19 protein-coding genes and 1 tRNA gene are annotated in these 20287 nt (G+C 59.9%); 9 read left to right on the forward strand and 11 right to left on the reverse strand.

Features of this window, described 5'->3' with window-relative positions; all coding sequences use genetic code 11:
- The 9 genes from tolR (at window position 1) to nadA (ending at window position 7188) form a co-directional block, all read left to right on the forward strand.
- Window positions 1–453, forward strand: coding sequence for a protein TolR (gene tolR, locus NR126_RS06925; protein WP_162530237.1), 453 nt, complete (start codon window positions 1–3; stop codon window positions 451–453).
- Window positions 453–1532 (forward strand): cell envelope integrity protein TolA, encoded by a 1080-nt coding sequence (gene tolA, locus NR126_RS06930; RefSeq protein ID WP_027619831.1) that lies wholly within the window; start codon window positions 453–455, stop codon window positions 1530–1532. The genes tolR and tolA overlap by 1 nt, the downstream gene beginning before the upstream one ends.
- A 17-nt stretch (window positions 1533–1549) precedes the next feature.
- A complete protein-coding gene (gene tolB, locus NR126_RS06935; protein ID WP_256829937.1) occupies window positions 1550–2830 on the forward strand; it encodes a Tol-Pal system beta propeller repeat protein TolB in 1281 nt (426 codons plus the stop codon).
- A gap of 52 nt (window positions 2831–2882) precedes the next feature.
- The gene (gene pal, locus NR126_RS06940; protein WP_003178634.1) at window positions 2883–3380 is read left to right on the forward strand and encodes a peptidoglycan-associated lipoprotein Pal; all 498 of its coding nucleotides are present in this window, start codon (window positions 2883–2885) and stop codon (window positions 3378–3380) included.
- 6 nt (window positions 3381–3386) lie between these two features.
- Window positions 3387–4208, forward strand: coding sequence for a tol-pal system protein YbgF (gene ybgF, locus NR126_RS06945; protein WP_256829938.1), 822 nt, complete (start codon window positions 3387–3389; stop codon window positions 4206–4208).
- Window positions 4209–4375: 167 nt separating this feature from the next.
- Window positions 4376–5023: a 7-carboxy-7-deazaguanine synthase QueE gene (gene queE, locus NR126_RS06950; protein ID WP_027619834.1), complete on the forward strand. Its 648-nt coding sequence runs from the start codon at window positions 4376–4378 to the stop codon at window positions 5021–5023.
- 1 nt (window position 5024) lies between these two features.
- Window positions 5025–5717, forward strand: a complete 693-nt coding sequence (gene queC, locus NR126_RS06955; protein ID WP_027619835.1) for a 7-cyano-7-deazaguanine synthase QueC — start codon at window positions 5025–5027, stop codon at window positions 5715–5717.
- A gap of 63 nt (window positions 5718–5780) precedes the next feature.
- Window positions 5781–5856 (forward strand) — tRNA-Lys (locus NR126_RS06960).
- Between the two features lie 273 nt (window positions 5857–6129).
- Window positions 6130–7188 (forward strand): quinolinate synthase NadA, encoded by a 1059-nt coding sequence (nadA, locus tag NR126_RS06965; protein WP_027619836.1) that lies wholly within the window; start codon window positions 6130–6132, stop codon window positions 7186–7188.
- Window positions 7189–7234: 46 nt separating this feature from the next.
- Here nadA and NR126_RS06970 read toward each other — a convergent pair whose 3' ends face one another.
- The 11 genes from NR126_RS06970 to arcA all read right to left on the reverse strand — a co-directional run bounded on the left by NR126_RS06970 (window position 7235) and on the right by arcA (window position 20255).
- Window positions 7235–7723 (reverse strand): RDD family protein, encoded by a 489-nt coding sequence (locus NR126_RS06970; protein ID WP_027619837.1) that lies wholly within the window; start codon window positions 7721–7723, stop codon window positions 7235–7237.
- A 96-nt stretch (window positions 7724–7819) separates the two neighbouring features.
- Window positions 7820–8032, reverse strand: a complete 213-nt coding sequence (locus tag NR126_RS06975; RefSeq protein ID WP_007977299.1) for a cold-shock protein — start codon at window positions 8030–8032, stop codon at window positions 7820–7822.
- 389 nt (window positions 8033–8421) lie between these two features.
- Entirely contained in the window at window positions 8422–9546 is a 1125-nt protein-coding gene (gcvT, locus tag NR126_RS06980; protein WP_027619838.1) for a glycine cleavage system aminomethyltransferase GcvT, read from the reverse strand.
- Between the two features lie 38 nt (window positions 9547–9584).
- Complete coding sequence (locus NR126_RS06985) at window positions 9585–10961, reverse strand: L-serine ammonia-lyase (protein ID WP_027619839.1); 1377 nt, start codon at window positions 10959–10961, stop codon at window positions 9585–9587.
- A 149-nt stretch (window positions 10962–11110) separates the two neighbouring features.
- Entirely contained in the window at window positions 11111–13963 is a 2853-nt protein-coding gene (gene gcvP, locus NR126_RS06990) for an aminomethyl-transferring glycine dehydrogenase (RefSeq protein WP_256829939.1), read from the reverse strand.
- Window positions 13964–13974: 11 nt separating this feature from the next.
- Window positions 13975–14358: a glycine cleavage system protein GcvH gene (gene gcvH, locus NR126_RS06995; RefSeq protein WP_027619841.1), complete on the reverse strand. Its 384-nt coding sequence runs from the start codon at window positions 14356–14358 to the stop codon at window positions 13975–13977.
- 358 nt (window positions 14359–14716) lie between these two features.
- The gene (locus NR126_RS07000) at window positions 14717–16225 is read right to left on the reverse strand and encodes a sigma-54-dependent transcriptional regulator (protein WP_027619842.1); all 1509 of its coding nucleotides are present in this window, start codon (window positions 16223–16225) and stop codon (window positions 14717–14719) included.
- 193 nt (window positions 16226–16418) lie between these two features.
- On the reverse strand, window positions 16419–16781 hold the full coding sequence (locus NR126_RS07005) for a DUF5064 family protein (protein ID WP_027619843.1): 363 nt from the start codon (window positions 16779–16781) through the stop codon (window positions 16419–16421).
- Between the two features lie 59 nt (window positions 16782–16840).
- Window positions 16841–17770 (reverse strand): carbamate kinase, encoded by a 930-nt coding sequence (gene arcC, locus NR126_RS07010; protein ID WP_027619844.1) that lies wholly within the window; start codon window positions 17768–17770, stop codon window positions 16841–16843.
- A gap of 149 nt (window positions 17771–17919) precedes the next feature.
- Window positions 17920–18930, reverse strand: coding sequence for an ornithine carbamoyltransferase (locus NR126_RS07015; RefSeq protein ID WP_027619845.1), 1011 nt, complete (start codon window positions 18928–18930; stop codon window positions 17920–17922).
- Between the two features lie 68 nt (window positions 18931–18998).
- Complete coding sequence (gene arcA, locus NR126_RS07020; RefSeq protein WP_256829940.1) at window positions 18999–20255, reverse strand: arginine deiminase; 1257 nt, start codon at window positions 20253–20255, stop codon at window positions 18999–19001.
- Between the last annotated feature and the right edge of the window lie 32 nt (window positions 20256–20287).

Raw genomic sequence — 20287 nt, forward strand, 5'->3', positions numbered from 1 at the left:
ATCGCTCGAGCTCGCAAAAAGCGCAAGCCGGTCGCCGAGATGAACGTAGTGCCCTACATCGACGTGATGCTGGTGCTGCTGGTCATCTTCATGGTGACCGCGCCGATGCTCAATCAGGGCGTGAAGGTTGATTTGCCCAAGGTTTCCAGCGAAGCCTTGCCGCAAGACAACAACACTCAGGTCCTGACCATTTCGATCAAGGCTGACAAGACCTATTACTGGAACCTTGGCAGCGAAGTCGACACCGAAAAGCAGCAGGATCGCGCCATGACCCTGCCGCAGATGACGGATGCGGTGACCAAGATCATTCGCGCCGGCAATGAAGGCGGCAAACACACCCAGGTATTCATTCGCGGTGACAAGACCGTCGACTACGGCGCCGTCATGGGTGCGATGGGTGGTTTGCAGAAGGCCGGAGTCGGTAATGTTGGCTTGATTACCGAGGCACCCTGATGCAGCAACAGCGAGAGCCAACAGCCTCGGAAAGCTACTTCTGGCCTAGCGTCTGGGCAATCGGCCTGCACGTGCTGGTGTTCGGCATGCTGTTCGTCAGCTTTGCCTTTACCCCGGAGTTGCCGCCGGCCAAGCCGATTGTCCAGGCGACCCTGTACCAGTTGAAATCGAAAAGTCAGGCGACCACCCAGACCAATCAGAAGATTGCGGGTGAAGCGAAGAAATCCGCTGCGCGCCAGACCGAAGTCGAACAGATGGAACAGAAGAAGGTCGAGCAGGAAGCGGTGAAGGCTGCGGAACAAAAGAAAGAAGAGGCGGCTCAAAAGGCCGAGGAAGCCAAGAAGGCCGACGAGTCGAAGAAGGCGGAAGAGGCGAAAAAGGCTGATGAAGCCAAAAAAGCCGATGAAGCGAAGAAGACCGCCGAAGCCAAGAAGGCAGAAGAGAAACAATTGGCTGATATAGCCAAGAAGAAAGCCGAAGAAGAAGCCAAGAAAAAGGCTGAAGAAGAGGCTAAGAAAGCGGCCGCTGAAGAAGCGAAGAAAAAGATAGTCGAAGACGCGAAGAAGAAAGCCGCGGAAGACGCCAAGAAGAAAGCTGAAGCGGACGAGGCGAAGAAGAAAGTCGCCGAGGATGCGAAGAAGAAAGCTGCTGCCGATGCTGCGAAGAAAAAATCGCAGGAAGCGGCACGTAAATCCGCCGAAGAGAAAAAGGCCCAGGCCCTGGCAGATTTGCTTTCCGACACGCCGCAGCGTCAGCAGGCCCTGGCCGATGAACGTGGTGACGAAGTCGCGGGTAGTTTCGACGATCTGATTCGTGCGCGAGCAGCGGAAGGTTGGGCGCGTCCTCCTTCGGCACGCAAGAACATGACGGTCGTGCTGCAAATTGGCATGTTGCCCGATGGCACGGTGACTTCGGTGTCCGTGGCCAAGTCCAGCGGCGACGGTCCGTTCGATAGCTCGGCGGTGGCGGCGGTCAAGAACATTGGTCGTTTGACAGAGATGCAGGGAATGAAGCCGAGCGATTTCGCTCCGTATCGTTCGTTCAAGATGACATTCACACCTGAGGATTTAGCCTTGTGAGAAACCTTCTGCGAGGAATGCTCGTCGTTATTTGCTGTATGGCAGGGATAGCGGCGGCAGATGAAAAAAACATTCTGGTTACCAGCGGCAGTGATCGGGCGACGCCGATTGCGGTCGTTCCATTCGGCTGGCAGGGCGGAAGCGTCCTGCCGGATGACATGGCAGAAATCATTGGTAACGATTTGCGCAACTCGGGTTATTACTCGCCGATTCCGAAGCAGAACATGATCAGCCAGCCGACCCAGGCCAGCGAAGTCATCTACCGCGACTGGAAGGCGTTGGGCGCCCAGTACATCATGGTCGGCAGCATTGTTCCGGCGGGCGGTCGCCTGCAGGTGCAATACGCGCTGTTCAACGTCAACACCGAGCAGCAAGTGCTGACCGGCAGTGTTTCCGGCGGTGTCGACCAGTTGCGTGACATGGCGCACTACATCTCCGATCAGTCGTTCGAGAAGCTCACCGGGATCAAGGGTGCCTTCTCGACTCGCCTGCTATACGTGACGGCCGAGCGCTTCTCCGAGAAGAACACGCGCTACACCCTGCAGCGTTCGGACTATGACGGTGCCCGTGCGGTGACCCTGCTGCAATCGCGCGAGCCTATCCTGTCGCCGCGTTTCGCACCGGATGGCAAGCGCATCGCCTATGTCTCGTTCGAGCAGAAGCGTCCGCGTATTTTCATGCAGAACATCGACACCGGTCGCCGTGAGCAAATCACCAATTTTGAAGGCTTGAACGGTGCTCCAGCCTGGTCGCCGGACGGTCAGCGCCTGGCATTCGTGCTGTCCAAGGACGGTAACCCGGACATCTACGTGATGAACCTCGGTTCGCGCCAGATCACCCGTGTGACTGCTGGTCCTGGCATCAACACCGAGCCGTTCTGGGGTAAGGATGGTTCGACCATCTACTTCACCTCCGACCGTGGCGGCAAGCCGCAGATCTATAAGACCAGTGCGGGTGGCGGCGGTGCTGAGCGTGTGACTTTCGTCGGCAACTACAACGCCAACCCGAAGCTGTCGGCTGATGAAAAGACTCTGGTAATGATCCATCGCCAGGAAGGTTTCACCAATTTCAAAGTGGCGGCTCAGGATTTGCAGCGCGGTAGCGTAAAAATCCTCACTGATAGCACTCTGGACGAGTCGCCTACTGTTGCGCCCAACGGCACCATGGTAATCTACGCCACCCGCCAGCAGGGCCGGGGAGTCTTGATGCTCGTGTCCATCAACGGACGCGTAAGGCTCCCGCTTCCTACCGCTCAAGGCGAAGTCAGAGAACCTTCCTGGTCCCCTTACCTGAACTGACGCGGCGCTATACGTTGTACTTAACACATTGGGGTTCATTAGGAGTTTCACGATGGAAATGCTGAAGTTTGGTAAGTTTGCTGCGCTGGCTCTGGCCATGGCTGTAGCTGTAGGTTGCTCGTCCAAAGGCGGCGACAACGCCGGTGAAGGTGCTGTTGATCCAAACGCTGGTTACGGCGCAAACACTGGTGCAGTTGACGGTTCCCTGAGCGAAGAAGCTGCTCTGCGCGCAATCACCACCTTCTACTTCGAATACGACAGCTCGGACCTGAAGCCAGAAGCCATGCGCGCTCTGGACGTTCACGCCAAAGACCTGAAAGCGAACGGCGCTCGCGTTGTTCTGGAAGGCAACACCGACGAACGTGGTACTCGTGAGTACAACATGGCACTGGGCGAGCGTCGTGCGAAAGCCGTTCAACGCTACCTGGTACTGCAAGGTGTTTCCCCAGCTCAGCTGGAACTGGTTTCCTACGGCGAAGAGCGTCCAGTTGCTACCGGCAACGACGAGCAGTCCTGGGCTCAAAACCGTCGCGTCGAACTGCGTAAGTAATTCGTCATGCGAACGTGCCGTCGTGCTGTAACTGTCTTGGCTCTCAGTCTCGCGCCGCTTGCGGCGTGGGCTGCGGTTCCTGTGGTCGATAACGATTCCGGTTATAACAATAGCGGGAGCAGTTATCCGCCTGCGGGTTACGGTACGAACGGCGCCTATGCCGGGGGAGGGGTTTCGGCCCCTGTCTCGGCACAGGGCGAGCTGTTCAACCAACTGCAACAGATGCAGGAGCAGATCGCGCGCCAACAAGGCGTGATCGAGGTTCTGCAAAATGATGTTGCGCGCATGAAGCAGGAAAGCCTGGAGCGATACCAGGATCTTGATCGGCGCATAGGAACCGGCGGTGCACCCGCTGCGGCTCCTGAAAATTCTCCAGCCGGTGGCAATGCTGCCGCCGGTGCAGCAGCAGGTGCGGCAGCCGCCGCTCCCGCTGCGAGCAGCGAACCGGGTGATCCGGCGAAGGAAAAGCTGTATTACGACGCAGCCTTCGACCTGATCAAGGCCAAGGATTTCGACAAGGCCAGCCTGGCGTTCGCCGCCTTCCTGCGCAAATACCCGAACAGCCAGTATGCGGGCAACGCCCAGTACTGGTTGGGCGAAGTGAACCTGGCCAAGGGCGACCTGCAAGGTGCCGGCCAGGCATTCGCCAAGGTTTCGCAGCTCTATCCCAAGCACAACAAGGTGCCGGATTCGCTGTACAAGCTCGCTGATGTAGAGCGTCGCCTGGGTCATACCGACAAGGTAAAGGGCATTCTGCAACAGGTGGTCAGCCAGTATCCTGGCACCTCCGCCGCACAGCTGGCACAACGCGATCTGCAGCGCATGTAAGGCTGTTTGACCCGTGTATCAAGAAACCCGCGCTTATCGCGGGTTTTTTCGTTAGAATTCACGCCCTTTTTCGAAACACCGCTTTTTGGGATCTGCGCGTTGGCGGGGTTCCATCAAGTGCCTGACGGAGGCGGACAGCCTGTTTAGCTGTTACGCCCGTGGCGACTATGCAAGACACATTGAGAATTACCGAAGTTTTTTACTCGTTGCAGGGTGAAACGCGGACTGCCGGGCTGCCCACTGTTTTTGTGCGTCTGACCGGTTGCCCATTGCGTTGCCAGTACTGCGACAGCGCCTACGCCTTCACCGGCGGCACCGTTCGATCGCTCGACGACATCCTCGAGCAGGTTGCCGGTTTTCGTCCGCGTTATGTCTGTGTCACCGGTGGCGAGCCCCTGGCCCAGCCCAACGCCATTCCGTTGCTCGAGCGCCTGTGCGACGCCGGTTACGAGGTGTCCCTGGAAACCAGTGGCTCCATCGATATATCGGCAGTCGATACTCGGGTCAGTCGCGTCGTCGACCTCAAGACACCGGGCTCGAAAGAAGCCCATCGCAATCGCTACGAAAACATTGAACTGCTCACTGCCAATGATCAGGTCAAATTCGTGATCTGTTCGCGCGAGGACTATGACTGGGCAGTCTCCAAGCTGATCCAGTACGGTCTGGCTGAGCGAGCGGGCGAAGTGCTGTTCTCGCCGAGCCACCATGACCTGAATGCGCGCGACCTGGCTGACTGGGTCGTGGCGGACAACCTGCCGGTGCGCCTGCAATTGCAGTTGCACAAATATCTTTGGAATGACGAGCCGGGGCGCTGAAATGACTGAACAACTGAATGCAGTAGAAAAACGAGCGGTGATCCTGCTGTCCGGTGGCCTGGATTCGGCGACGGTTGTCGCCATGGCCAAGGCCGAAGGCTACCGTTGCTACACCATGAGCTTCGATTACGGCCAGCGCCATCGTTCCGAGTTGCAGGCTGCCGAGCGCGTTGCCCGCGACCTGGGCGTGGTCGAGCACAAGGTCATCGGCCTGAACCTGAACGGTATTGGCGGTTCGGCGTTGACCGACAGCTCCATCGATGTGCCTGAAGAGCTGGGCGAAGGCATTCCGGTCACCTACGTGCCGGCCCGCAATACGGTGTTCCTGTCGTTGGCCCTCGGCTGGGCAGAAGTATTGGGAGCGCGGGACATCTTCATCGGCGTTAACGCCGTGGACTACTCCGGTTACCCGGATTGCCGTCCCGAGTTCGTCGAAGCCTTTGAGCGCATGGCCAACCTGGCGACCAAGGCTGGGGTCGAGGGCAATGGCTTCCGTATCCAGGCGCCGCTGCAAAACCTCAGTAAGGCGCAGATTGTCCAGGCTGGCGTGAAACTGGGCGTCGACTATGCACTGACTGTTTCCTGCTATCAGGCGGACGATAACGGTGCTGCCTGTGGCAAATGCGACAGCTGCCGCCTGCGTGCTGAAGGCTTCAAAGCGGCGGGATTCAGCGACCCTACCAATTATTTTTGATTTATTTGCACATAGGTGTTGAATAGTCCTTAAAAATCAGTATTATACGCACCACAACGCAGCGGGTCGTTAGCTCAGTTGGTAGAGCAGTTGGCTTTTAACCAATTGGTCGTAGGTTCGAATCCCACACGACCCACCATATTTGGCGGTTTAGAAAATCCGGAAGGCCCACGAAAGTGAGGATTTCCGGGTTTTTTTTTGCCCGCGATTCAGGCCTTATGCAATCAAGGGCTGCTGCACCGCGTGATCGGCGCAGAATGGTCTTTTGCAACTCTGGGATATTCTGTAGCCTTGCGCAGCTTCAACGGCGTCCGTGCCTGATGAATACTCACTTTCCCGGCGGTACCCTGATGGGTCCGGAGCCGGGTGTATACTCGACTTTCGCGCATATGCGCCCGCAGGTCTTGCGAACATGACGCAAATTTCCGAACGCCTTCTGGTTCAAGCCCACCTCGATGCCAAGCAGCCCAAGCCGCTGACGCCCGCCGAGGAGGCTCACTACCGCGCCGCCATCGCCGCCGAGCTCAAGGCTCAGGACGCGGTGCTGGTTGCACACTTCTATTGCGATCCGATCATCCAGGCCCTGGCCGAGGAAACCGGTGGCTGTGTTTCCGACTCCCTGGAAATGGCCCGCTTCGGCAATGCGCATCCGGCCAAGACCGTGGTCGTCGCCGGCGTGAAGTTCATGGGCGAGACGGCGAAGATCCTCAACCCGGAAAAGCGCGTGCTGATGCCGACGCTGGAAGCGACCTGCTCGCTGGACCTGGGTTGCCCGGTCGACGAGTTTTCGGCGTTCTGTGACCAGCACCCGGAGCGCACGGTGGTGGTCTATGCCAACACCTCGGCAGCGGTTAAGGCGCGGGCGGATTGGGTAGTGACCTCCAGTTGTGCGCTGGAGATCGTCGAAAGCCTGATGGATAACGGCGAGACGATCATCTGGGGGCCGGACAAGCACCTGGGCACCTACATCCAGCGCAAGACCGGTGCCGACATGCTGCTGTGGGACGGTGCGTGCATCGTCCACGAGGAGTTCAAGGCCAAACAGCTGGAAGACATGAAGGCCTTGTACCCGGATGCCGCGATCCTGGTCCACCCGGAGTCGCCGACGGCAGTCATCGAGCTGGCGGATGCCGTGGGCTCCACCAGTCAATTGATCGCTGCGGCGCAAAGCCTGCCCCACAAGACCCTGATCGTTGCCACCGATCGCGGCATCTTCTACAAGATGCAGCAGTTGTGCCCGGACAAGGTCTTCATCGAGGCGCCAACGGCCGGTAACGGCGCGGCGTGCCGCAGTTGCGCGCATTGCCCGTGGATGGCGATGAATACCCTCGAGCGCACGCTGCAGTGCCTGCGTGAGGGCTCTGGAGAAATCTTCGTCGAGCCATCGCTGATCCCCCAGGCGATTCGCCCACTCAAGCGCATGCTCGACTTCACCGCCGCAGCGCGGATGAAGCTTGCGGGTAACGCCTGAGCAAAAAAAAGCCCCGATCATTCGGGGCTTTTTCGTATCTGGCCGATCACTTTTTCTTCTTCGGAATCCGCACCAACTGGCTATTGGAGTACATGTCGTGCCAGCTGCGGTGCTGCTTGTCGAACAGGCTCCAGAAAAAGCCGAGGCCGACGCACAGCAGCGAGGCAATCGAGACCACGAAGCGCAACAGTGCCTGCCACAGGCTGATGGCCGAGCCATCGGCGTTCTGCACGCGGATGCACCAGACTTGCATGCCCAGGGTCTGCCCGGAATAGGTCCAGAATTTGGCGAAGAAGGCGAACAGTACGAACAGCAGCACGGTAGACAGCAGGGGATCGCCATCCAGGGCGCCAGCATCGGTCAGGGCGCGCATCCGCTCTTCACCGATGATTGCCATCTGTACCATCTTGTAGATGCCCCCCGTGACGATCATCAAGGCGGTGCACAGCAGAAAGTCATAGAACATCGCTGCCAGACGACGACCCAGGCCAGCGACAGGAAATTCGCCCTGGGGAGTAAGCAGGTGTTTCGACATGGCAGGCTCTCGGCGGAAAAAGGAAGCCATTTTACGGATTTACGCGCACAAAAAAGCCCCTGATGTCAGCATCAGGGGCTTTTTCGTTACAGAAGATTAAGCTTCTGCTTGAACTTCGTCAGCCTGCATGCCTTTTTGGCCCTGCACAGCGATGAAGGTCACTTTCTGGCCTTCTTTCAGGCTCTTGAAGCCGTTGCCCTGGATGGCACGGAAATGCACGAACAGATCCGGGCCGCTTTCTGGAGTGATAAAACCAAAACCTTTTTCGTCGTTAAACCACTTGACGGTGCCGCTCTGACGTTGGGACATTTCTTATTTCCTTTGACGCAAAAAATTAATGACAGCCTCTTTCTCATGAAAGAGTACTGGGGCTGGTTGCAGGAAGGAAGAAAGACGTAGAACGGGTGTAGCAAACTTGTTGGCTACTGCCCAGGTCACGATTCCAAGCGACCCATGCAAACACAGTGAACAAACTCTACGCCAACTACCACAGGAAAAACAAGCCCCCGTGAAAGCCTTGTATTGCTAGGCTTGGGGCTGTTTGCGTGGCTTATTCGATAGAGTTGTTCAATTGTTTTCGAATGTTATAAGCCGAGTTCATAAACGAAGCTTATAACCAAGCAATGCACTGTTTTATGGCGACTGCGTTACAGTTTAGTGCACTGTTACGCAGTCGCGTTACTTATCGGAACAGCTACTCAGCCACGATAGTAGCGTTGCGGAACAAATGGCATTTTGCTTACACGCAGTGGCACTTTTTTGCCACGGACAATGGCCCAGACCTGAGTGTCGAGTGCGGTGTAGGCGCTGTCGAGATATCCCATCGCCAGCGGGGCGCCCAAGGTTGGACCGAAACCACCGCTGCAGACGCTGCCGATGATCTCGCCCGCTTCATTGACGATTTCTGCGCCTTCACGCACCGGCGTCCGCTCCTGAGGCAACAGGCCGACCCGTTTGCGTAGTACACCGTTTTGCTGCTGGGCAAAAATCTGTTCGGCACCGGGGAAGCCGCCGGCACGCGCACCATCGGCACGCCGTGGCTTGGAAATGGCCCACAGCAGGCTGGCTTCGATCGGCGTGGTCTGGGTGTTCATGTCATGGCCGTAGAGGCACAGACCCGCCTCCAGACGCAACGAGTCGCGGGCACCAAGGCCGATGGCGGCGACCTCGGGTTCAGCCAGCAGGGTGCGTGCCAGGGCTTCGGCGTGGAGAGACGGTACGGAGATTTCGAAGCCATCTTCACCGGTGTAGCCCGAGCGGCTCACAAAACACTCCACGCCCTGCAGATTCACCCGAATGAATTGCATGAAGGTCATCTTTGCCACCTCCGGCACCAGGCGCGCCAGCGCTGTAACCGCAGCCGGGCCTTGCAGTGCGAGCAGGGCGCGCTCCTCGAACAGCGGCTCGATCTGGCATTGATCGCCGATATGCGCGCGCAAGTGCGCCAGGTCCTGGTCCTTGCACGCGGCGTTGACCACCAGGAACAGCTCGTCGTTTCCGAGGTTGGCCACCATCAGGTCGTCGAGGATACCGCCTTGTTCATTGGTAAACATGGCATAGCGCTGCATGCCTACCGGCAAGTCGATGATGTCCACTGGCACCAGGGTTTCCAGTGCGCTGGCGGCATTGGCGCCGGTCAGGCGGATCTGGCCCATGTGCGAAACATCGAACAGCCCGGCCTGATCACGGCTGTGCTGGTGCTCTTTCATCACGCCCAGCGGGTATTGCACCGGCATGTCGTAGCCAGCGAACGGCACCATGCGTGCGCCCAGTTCGATGTGCAATTTGTGCAGCGGGGTTTTCAGCAAGTGCTCGGTGGACATATTCAGCTCCTGGAAAAACGGGTGGGGATGCGCTCGCATCAGCACTCGATAATGTTGACGGCCAAACCGCCTCGGGCGGTTTCCTTGTATTTGCTTTTCATGTCGGCGCCGGTCTGGCGCATGGTGCGGATCACCTTGTCGAGGGAGACGAAGTGCTGACCGTCGCCGCGCAAGGCCATGCGCACCGCGTTGATGGCCTTGACCGAACCCATGGCGTTGCGCTCGATGCAGGGGACTTGCACCAGGCCGCCAATCGGGTCGCAGGTCAGTCCGAGGTTGTGTTCCATGCCGATTTCGGCGGCGTTCTCGACCTGCTGGACGCTGCCACCGAGGACTTCGCACAGCGCCCCGGCCGCCATTGAGCAGGCCACGCCCACTTCGCCTTGGCAGCCCACTTCGGCACCCGAGATCGAGGCGTTTTCCTTGTACAGGATGCCGATCGCCGCGGCAGTGAGCAGAAAACGCACCACGCCATCCTCGTTCGCGCCGGGGATGAAGCGCATGTAGTAGTGCAGAACGGCGGGAATGATCCCGGCGGCGCCGTTGGTAGGTGCGGTCACCACACGGCCGCCGTTGGCGTTTTCTTCGTTGACTGCCAGGGCGTACAGGTTGACCCAATCCAGTACCGACAGTGGGTCGCGGAGGGACGATTCCGGGTTCTTGCACAGTTGCCGGTGCAAGGCCGCGGCTCGCCGCTTGACCTTGAGTCCGCCAGGCAGAATTCCCTCATTGCGACAGCCAGCGTCGACGCAGTCCTGCATCACCTGCCAGATATTCAGCAGGCCGGCACGGGTTTGCGCCTCTGGGCGCCAGGCGCTTTCGTTGGTCAGCATCACCTGGCTGATAGGCATCCCGTAAGTGCTGCAATGCCCAAGCAGGTCCTTGGCGCTTTTGAACGCAAAGGTCAGCGGTGTGGCGTCCTCGACGATGCGATCGGCACCGGCGGCATCTTCGTCGACGACAAAACCGCCACCCACCGAGTAGTACTCGCGACTGCGAATCTGCAGGCTGGCGGCGTCGAAGGCACGAAAGATCATGCCATTGGGGTGATAGTCCAACGGCTTGCGGATCATCGCCAGGTGGAGTTTTTCGTTGAAATCGATGGGGTGTTCGCCGAGCAGGTTGATCCGGCCGCTGCTGCGAATTTCCAGCAGGCGGGCGGCGATGGTCTCGGTATCCACGGTGTCCGGGTGTTCGCCTTCCAGGCCCAGCAGCACGGCCTTGTCACTGCCGTGGCCTTTGCCGGTGGCGCCGAGCGAACCGTACAGCTCAACCTTGACGCTGGTGGTGGCCTTGAGCAGGTCGTCGCGGCGCAGGCCCTCGACGAAGCGCGCAGCCGCCCGCATCGGGCCGACAGTGTGGGAACTGGAAGGGCCGATGCCAATCTTGAACAGGTCGAACACGCTTAACGACATGGTTGTTCTCCGGTTTCTTGTTATGGGGATTGGCAAGCCGAGTCTGACACAGCCCTCTGTAGGAGCGAGCCGCCCGGAGCCGGCTCGCTCCTACAGAGGACTGTGGTGTTGTTGAAATCGGGGGCGGATCAGTCCGCCCCCTCATTCGCTTAAGCGTAGCTTTCGATCGACGGGCAGGCGCAGATCAGGTTGCGGTCGCCGAACACATTGTCGACGCGACCGACCGGCGGCCAGTACTTGCTTTCGATCAACGACGCCACCGGGTACACCGCCTGTTCGCGGCTGTAAGAGTGCGACCACTCGCCAACGATTTCCGCCGCAGTGTGCGGGGCGTTTTTCAGCGGATTGTCGTCCTTGTCCAGGGTGCCATTCTCGACTGCACGGATTTCCTCGCGGATGCGGATCATCGCGTCGCAGAAGCGGTCCAGCTCTTCCTTGGATTCGCTTTCGGTCGGCTCGATCATCAGGGTCCCGGCGACCGGGAACGACATAGTCGGGGCGTGGAAGCCGAAGTCGATCAGGCGCTTTGCCACGTCATCGACGCTGATGCCGCTGCTGTCCTTCAGCGGGCGCAGGTCGAGGATGCACTCGTGGGCCACCAGACCGTTGCTGCCGGTGTACAGCACCGGGTAGTGCTCTTCCAGGCGACGAGAGATGTAGTTGGCGTTGAGGATCGCCAGCTGCGAAGCGCGCTTGAGGCCGGCGCCGCCCATCATGCGGATGTACATCCAGGTGATGGGCAGGATGCTGGCGCTGCCGAACGGTGCCGCGCACACCGCGCCTTCCTTGCGCTCCATGGCCGCGTGACCGGGCAGGAACGGGATCAGGTGCGACTTCACGCCGATCGGCCCGACACCCGGGCCGCCACCGCCGTGAGGGATGCAGAACGTCTTGTGCAGGTTCAGGTGCGATACGTCGCCGCCGAACTTGCCCGGTGCGCAGAGGCCGACCATGGCGTTCATGTTGGCGCCGTCGATGTACACCTGGCCGCCGTTGTCGTGGATGATCCCGCAGATTTCGCGGATGCCTTCCTCGAACACGCCATGGGTCGACGGGTAGGTGATCATCAGGGCCGCGAGGTGTTCGCGGTGCTCGATGGCCTTGGCACGCAGGTCTTCGATGTCGACGTTGCCACGGGCATCGCAGGCCGTCACCACCACGCGCATGCCGGCCATGTGGGCGGTGGCCGGGTTGGTGCCGTGGGCGGATGACGGGATCAGGCAGATGTCGCGGCGGTCATCGCCACGGCTCTGGTGGTAGGCGCGAATGGCCAGCAGGCCAGCGTACTCGCCCTGGGAACCGGCGTTCGGTTGCAGCGACACGGCGTCGTAACCGGTGGCGGCGCAGAGCATTGCTTCCAGCTCATCAGTCAATTGCTGATAGCCGGCACTCTGCTCGGCCGGAGCGAACGGGTGCAGGGCGCCGAATTCGGCCCAGGTCACCGGGATCATTTCGCTGGCGGCGTTAAGTTTCATGGTGCACGAACCCAGCGGGATCATGGTGCGATCCAGGGCCAGATCCTTGTCGGCAAGCTTGCGCAGGTAGCGCATCAGCTCGGTTTCCGAGTGATAGCGGTTGAACACCGGGTGGCTAAGGATGGCCGACTGGCGAACCAGGGCCGCTGGCAGGGTGCCTTGTACGGCAGCGGCAAGCGCGGCGAACTCCGGCAGCGCTTGACCGCCGGCGAATACGCTCCACAAGGTCTCGATGTCCGCCTGGGCAGTGGTTTCGTCGAGGGACAGGCCCAGACGCTCGGCATCGATCACCCGCAGGTTGATACGCTGGGCGCGTGCCTGATCATGCAGGGTGGCGGTGTTGGCACCGGTGGCCAGGGTCAGGGTGTCGAAGAAGTGCGCTTGTTCGACCTTCACTCCCAGTGCATCCAGGCCCTTGGCGAGGATTGCGGTCAGGTGATGGATGCGCAGGGCGATCTGGGTCAGGCCTTTGGGGCCGTGATACACCGCATACATGCTGGCGATGTTGGCCAGCAGGACTTGGGCGGTGCAGATGTTGCTGGTCGCCTTCTCGCGACGGATGTGTTGCTCGCGGGTCTGCATGGCCAGGCGCAGCGCCGGTTTGCCGAAACGATCGACGGAGACACCGACCAGGCGCCCCGGCATATCGCGTTTGAACGCATCTTTGGTGGCGAAGTACGCCGCGTGCGGACCGCCAAAGCCCAGCGGCACGCCGAAACGCTGCGCGCTGCCGATGGCCACGTCTGCGCCGAACTCGCCTGGCGGGGTGAGGACCGTCAGGGCCAGCAGGTCGGCGGCCACGGCCACCAGGGCGTTGGCGGCGTGGAAGCGTTCGGTCAGCTCGCGGTAGTCGAACAGGTCGCCGTTGGCGGCTGGGTATTGCAGCAGGGCACCGAAGAACGGGCTGAGATCGCTCAGCTCACGCTCATCGGCGACTACCACCTCGATGCCCAGTGGTTCGGCCCGGGTGCGCAGCACGTCGAGGGTCTGCGGGTGGCAATGCACGGAGGCAAAGAAGGCGTGGCTGCCCTTGTTCTTGCTCAGGCGTTTGCAGAAGGTCATGGCTTCGGCAGCAGCGGTGGCTTCGTCGAGCAACGAGGCGTTGGCGATCGGCAGGCCGGACAGGTCGCTGATCAGGGTCTGGAAATTCAGCAGCGCTTCCAGGCGGCCCTGGGAAATTTCTGGCTGGTACGGGGTGTAGGCGGTGTACCAGGCCGGGTTTTCCAGGAGGTTGCGCAGGATCGGCGATGGTGTGTGGCAGTTGTAGTAGCCCTGGCCGATGTAGGTCTTGAACAGCTGGTTCTTGCCGGCGATGGCCTTGATCGCGGCCAGGGCCTGGGCTTCGCTCAGACCGTCTTCAAGACCCAGTACGCTGGTGCCCTTGATGCTGTCGGGGATGACGCTGGCGCTCAGGGCTTCCAGGGAGTCGAAACCGAGGCTGTTGAGCATGGCTTGCTCGTCGCCGGCACGCGGGCCGATGTGACGGGCGATGAATTCGTTGGCGGTGCTCAGGTTGACTTCAGTCATGTCGGTGCTCCTCAAGCTTGCGCGTTGGCTTTGATCAGACGGTCATAGGCGTCCTGATCCAGCAACTTGGCGACGGCTGATGCATCGGCAGGCTGAAAGCGGAAAAACCAGCCTTCGCCCAGCGGGTCTTCGTTGACCAGTTCCGGGCTGTCCTCCAGCGCCGGGTTGGTTGCCAGCACTTCGCCGTCCAGGGGCATGTACACGCCGCTGGCGGCCTTGACCGATTCCACGGTGGCGGCTTCCGCGCCCTTGTCGTAAGCCTGCAATTCAGGCAGTTGCACGAACACCACGTCGCCCAGGGCGTTCTGCGCGAAGGCGGTGATGCCGACAGTGACACTGCCGTCGGCTTCGGTGCGCAGCCATTCGTGATCTTCAGTAAAACGCAACTCGCTCATGGAAACTCCTCAGGGGCCAGACTCGTCTGGTGGACGCGGTGGAAAGCGTGGGCGTAATGCCCTTGATTAATGAGGGGTTACAAAGCAAAAACGTTGCCAATCTTGAAAAGTCGTTACAAAACAAGTGCTTGCGAGTTATTTCGGTTGCGGCGAGATAAGCAGGTGTAGCGAAATCGCTACAGTCCGGTGCGGAGAAAAAAGCCTATGGGGATCAAAGCCTTGCGTGGAGGCGCTGGAAGGAGGGTGTAGCGATATCGTTCCGCTGTAGCGCTTTCAGTACAGGTGGAGGTCGTTTTTGGCGATGATTTTGTGACTATCGCAGACCCTGTAGGAGCCGGCCGGGCTGCTCCTACAGGGATCAAGGCTTATTTGGAATACCGTACTTGCGCAAACGATGGGCGATCGCCGTGTGCGAGGTTTGCAGGCGGCTGGCCAGTTGGCGGGTCGAGGGGTAGCTGACGTAGAGTTTTTCCAGCAGCGAGCGTTCGAAGTCTTCCATCGCCTGTTCCAGGCTGTCGACTTCGCTGTCGCTTTGGCGGGCGACCGAGGTGCCGGCGATGTCCAGGTCGCCGATGTCCACCAGGCTGCTCTCGCAGATGGCGGCGGCGCGGAAGATCACGTTCTGCAGTTGCCGCACGTTGCCCGGCCAGCGATTGCCCAGCAGGGCCGGGTAGGTGCCGGGGGCCAGGCGGCAGACCGGACGCTGGATTTGTGCGCAGGCCTGCTGCATGAAGTAACGCGCCAGCAGCAGGATGTCCTGGCCACGGTCGCGCAGTGGCGGCACTTCGACGTTGAGCACGTTCAGGCGATAGAACAGGTCTTCGCGGAAGGTCCCTTCGCTGACCATTTTTTCCAGATCACGGTGGGTCGCGCTGAGGATCCGCACATTGACCTTGACTTCGCGATCGCCGCCCACCCGGCGAAAGCTGCCGTCATTGAGAAAGCGCAGGAGCTTGGCCTGCAGGTAGGGCGACATCTCGCCGATCTCATCGAGAAACACCGTACCCTGGTTGGCCAGTTCCATCAGCCCCGGTTTACCGCCGCGCTGGGCGCCGGTGAAGGCGCCGGGGGCATAGCCGAACAGTTCGCTTTCGGCGAGGTTTTCCGGCAATGCCGCGCAGTTCAACGCCAGAAAGGGCGCACTGTGGCGGCTACTGTTGGCATGGCAAGCGCGCGCCACCAGTTCCTTGCCAGTGCCGGTTTCGCCCTGGATCAGCAAGGGTGCATCCAGCGCTGCGACTCGTTGGGCCCGGGCCTTGAGGGTACGAATGACGGGGGATTCGCCGAGCAACGCATCGAAGCCTTCGGCGTGATCGTGGTGCAGGGCCGACAGTTGCTCGCCGATCCGGTTGGCTTGATAGAGGGTCAGCAGGGCGCCGGCATCGGTGATCGGCGTCGCGTCCAGCAGCAGGGTCTGGCCGTTGACGGTGATCTCGCGCAGCGGCAGACGAAAGCCATGTTCGAGCAGGGTGCCTAGCAGGGCCGGATCGGCAAACAATGCGCCGACGTTTTCCCCGGCTGGCTCGCGACCGTAAAGGGCGATCAGGGCCGGGTTGGCCAACAGAATCGTACCCGCACTGTCCAGAGCCAGCACCGGGTCGGTCATCGCCGCCAACAGGGCGTCGAGTTGCAGGTGCCGGCGTTGCCCGGGAAGGATGTCGACCACGGTCACCGCTTGCACGCCCTGCACATTGAACAGCGCATCGCGCAGTTCTTCGAGCACCTGTGGACTCAAGGTCGGGGCGTCGATGTAGACGTTCGGTGGAACCATTTCCACCGCATCCAGATTGAGATTGCGCCCACCGAGCAAGGCCAGGACCTCCTGGGTGATGCCGACGCGGTCGATGAAGCTGACGTGGATACGCATGGGGCGGTTTCAGGGTCTACGGTGCGGAGGGTGGCAAGTATGCCTTGGTGCGGGGGTAAGGTGAAATCGGTTGGTGGTGTTGAGGGTTCCAATGTGGGAACGAGCCTGCTCGCGAAAGCGGTGTGTCAGACAACATCGAAGTTGAATGTGGGATCGCTTTCGCGAGCAGGCTCGCTCCTACAGTGGGATCTGGTTACTCGAAACTTTTCAGGTCGACCGGTTCACCGGACTTCATGTTCAGTTGCACGCGCACGTCCTCGAACATCAGGTCGTAGTGCTTATGAACGGAGCCGATGCTACTCATTGACTTGGGAATGCCATATTTCTCGGCAATCTTTGTCACGTTGCTGGCGAAGTTATACGCCTCTTCCTTGGGTAGGAAGAAGGGTTCATCAACAGGTTTGCCCTGAATCGAGCCATGCATTCTGAACAGCATGCCTTTGCCTTTACTCGGATCCTGTTCAACCTTGTATTCAAGCTTGATGTCGTAGCTGACATCCTTATCGTTCAGTGCATGTCGTTCGATGTGCAGGTGACCAGGTTCGAACTGGGCCATAGGCGTCTCCTTCTCAAGGCATGATGTCGGGGCAGGCGCCTGGCCTGCCCCTTTTTACATTATAGGTAGGTGATGCCAGGCTTGGCGGTGCTGATGCGGGTACCGGCCTTGCCCTGGACGATCGCTTCGATATCCGAGAGTGAACCGATCACCGCGACTTTGCCAGTGTTGCGCGCGAAGTCGCAGGCAGCCTGGACTTTCGGGCCCATGGAACCGGCGGCAAAGCCGAGTTTTTCCATTTCGTCGGGGTGAGCCTGGCCGATAGCTTTCTGGGTCGGCTTGCCATAATCGATGTAGGCCGCGTTGACGTCGGTGGCGATGACCAGCAGATCCCCCTCCAGTTGCTCCGCCAGCAACGCCGAGCACAGGTCCTTGTCAATCACCGCTTCAATGCCTTTGAGCTTGCCGTTTTCGTCATACATGGTCGGGATGCCGCCACCGCCGGCGCAGATCACGATGCTGCCCTTGTCCAGCAGCCATTTGATCGGACGGATCTCAAAGATGCGCTTGGGTTTCGGGCTGGCGACCACGCGGCGGAACTTGTCGCCATCGGGGGCAATTGCCCAGCCTTTTTCCGCGGCCAGGGCTTCGGCTTCGGCCTTGGAGTAGACCGGGCCGATCGGTTTGGTCGGGTTCTGGAATGCCGGGTCTTTGGCGTCCACTTCAACCTGGGTCAGGAGGGTGGCGAAAGGCACTTCGAAGTCCAGCAGGTTGCCCAATTCCTGTTCGATGATGTAGCCGATCATGCCTTCGGTTTCTGCGCCGAGCACGTCCAGCGGGTAAGCGGCGACTGAGGTGTAGGCGGCCGCCTGTAATGACAGCAGGCCGACTTGCGGGCCGTTGCCGTGGGCGATAACCAGTTGGTTGCCCGGATGAATCTTGGCGATTTGTTCGGTGGCGATGCGGATGTTGGCGCGTTGATTGTCCGCGGTCATGGGCTCGCCACGACGAAGAAGGGCGTTACCGCCCAGAGCTACGACGATACGCATGGTGCTGGTCCTTCTGAAAGGGAATGTACAGTCGATCCGGTCATTTGTAGGAGCGAGCCTGCTCGCGATGGGGGCCTGGCAGTCGATATTGTTGTCGACCGGTACGGCGCTATCGCGAGCAGGCTCGCTCCTACAGGGGGAGCGAAGGCTTACAGGTCGGCCAGGGTCGACACCAGGATCGCCTTGATGGTGTGCATGCGGTTTTCCGCTTGCTCGAAGGCGATGCAGGCAGGGGACTCGAACACGTCGTCAGTCACTTCGATGCCGTTGGACAGATGTGGATACTGCTCGGCGATCTGTTTGCCGACCTTGGTGTCGCTGTTGTGGAACGCCGGCAGGCAGTGCATGAACTTGGTGCGTGGGTTGCCGGTGGCTTTCATCAGCTCGGCGTTGACCTGGTACGGCAGCAGTTGCTGGATACGCTCGGCCCAGGCTTCAACCGGCTCACCCATCGATACCCAGACGTCGGTGTGGATGAAGTCCACGCCCTTGACCGCGGCTTTCGGGTCTTCGGTCAGGGTGATGCGCGCGCCGCTTTCTTCGGCGTACTTGTTGCAACGTTCCACCAGATCGTCATGCGGCCACAGGGCTTTCGGTGCGCAGATACGCACGTCCATGCCCAGCTTGGCGCCGATCAGCAGCAGCGAGTTACCCATGTTGTTGCGGGCGTCGCCCAGGTAGACGTAGCTGATTTCGTGGATCGGCTTGTCGGCGTGCTCACGCATGGTCAGCACGTCGGCGATCATTTGCGTTGGGTGGTATTCGTCGGTCAGGCCGTTGAACACGGGAACACCGGCGAACTTGGCCAGTTCTTCAACGATTTCCTGCTTGAAGCCACGGTACTCGATGGCGTCGTACATGCGCCCCAGAACGCGGGCGGTGTCCTTCATGCTTTCTTTATGGCCGATCTGCGACGAGTTCGGGTCGATGTAGGTGACGTTCGCGCCCTGGTCATAAGCTGCCACTTCGAACGCACAGCGGGTGCGGGTCGAGGTTTTTTCGAAGATCAGCGCGATGTTGTTGCCTTTGAGGTGCTGCTGCTCGGTACCGGTGTACTTGGCGCGTTTCAGGTCGCGGGACAGATCGAGCAGATAACGCAATTCGCGAGGGGTGTGGTGTTCCAGGCTCAGCAGATTGCGGTTGTGAATGTTAAAAGCCATTTTGGATCTCCTTGGATTTCGGTTATCCCCCTGGCCGCACTGGATAAGTGGCGGCCAGGGTTAATTGGTTAGTAGTCGATTGGGTCGCGGACGATTGGGCAGGTCATGCAGTGACCGCCGCCACGACCACGGCCAAGCTCGCCGGCGCTGATGGTGATGACCTCGACCCCGGCCTTGCGCAGCAGGGTATTGGTGTAAGTGTTGCGGTCGTAACCGATCACCACGCCTGGCTCTACCGCCACCACGTTGTTGCCGTCGTCCCACTGCTCGCGTTCGGCGGCGAAGCTGTTGCCACCGGTTTCCACCACGCGCAGGGCCTTGAGGTTGAGGGCCTTGGCGACCACGTCGAGGAAAGTGCCTTCCTCGCGGCGGATATCAATGCCGCCGTGTTTGCTGTCGTCAGGACGCAGGGTGAAGGCAACGATCTGGTTTACCACTTCCGGGAAGATCGTCACCAGGTCGCGATCGCAGAAGCTGAACACGGTGTCCAGGTGCATGGCGGCGCGGGATTTTGGCAGGCCGGCGACAATCACTTTCTCGACGGCTTTGTTCTTGAACAGGTTCAGCGCCAGTTGGCCAATGGCTTGGCGGGAGGTGCGTTCGCCCATGCCAATCAGCACGACACCGTTGCCGATTGGCATCACGTCGCCGCCTTCCAGGGTCGAACTGCCGTGATCCTTTTCCGGGTCGCCGTACCAGATCTCGAATTCGGCATTGGTGAACTGCGGGTGGAATTTATAGATGGCGGTGGTCAGCAAGGTTTCCTGACGTCGCGCCGGCCAGTACATCGGGTTCAGTGTCACGCCGCCATAGATCCAGCAGGTGGTGTCGCGGGTGAACTGGGTGTTGGGCAGCGGCGGCAGGATGAAGCTGGAGTGGCCGAGGAAGTCGCGGAACATCTGGATGGTTTTGCCGCCGAAACTGTCCGGCAGATCATCGGCGGACACGCCGCCAATCAGGAATTCGGCGATGTGTCGTGGCTCCAGGCTTTTCAGCCAGGATTTGACTTCGTTGATCAGGCCCAGGCCCACCGAGTCTGCGGTGACCTTGTGGTCGAGAATCCAGTCCAGTGCTTCAGGGATGGCAACGATGTCGGTCAACAGGTTGTGCATTTCCAGCACGTCGATGCCGCGCTCGCGCATCTTGGTGACGAAGTCGAAGTGGTCGCGCTTGGCTTGGGCAACCCACAGCACGTCGTCGAACAGCAGTTCGTCGCAGTTGTTCGGGGTCAGCCGCTGGTGGGCCAGGCCCGGGGAGCAAACCATGACTTTACGCAGTTTTCCGGCTTCAGAATGGACGCCGTACTTAACTTTTTCCGTGGTCATTACAGTGATCCTCCAGATGACAAAATAAACTT

Origin of the sequence: Pseudomonas sp. Pse1 (genome assembly GCF_024519635.1) — a bacterium.
GTDB lineage: Bacteria > Pseudomonadota > Gammaproteobacteria > Pseudomonadales > Pseudomonadaceae > Aquipseudomonas.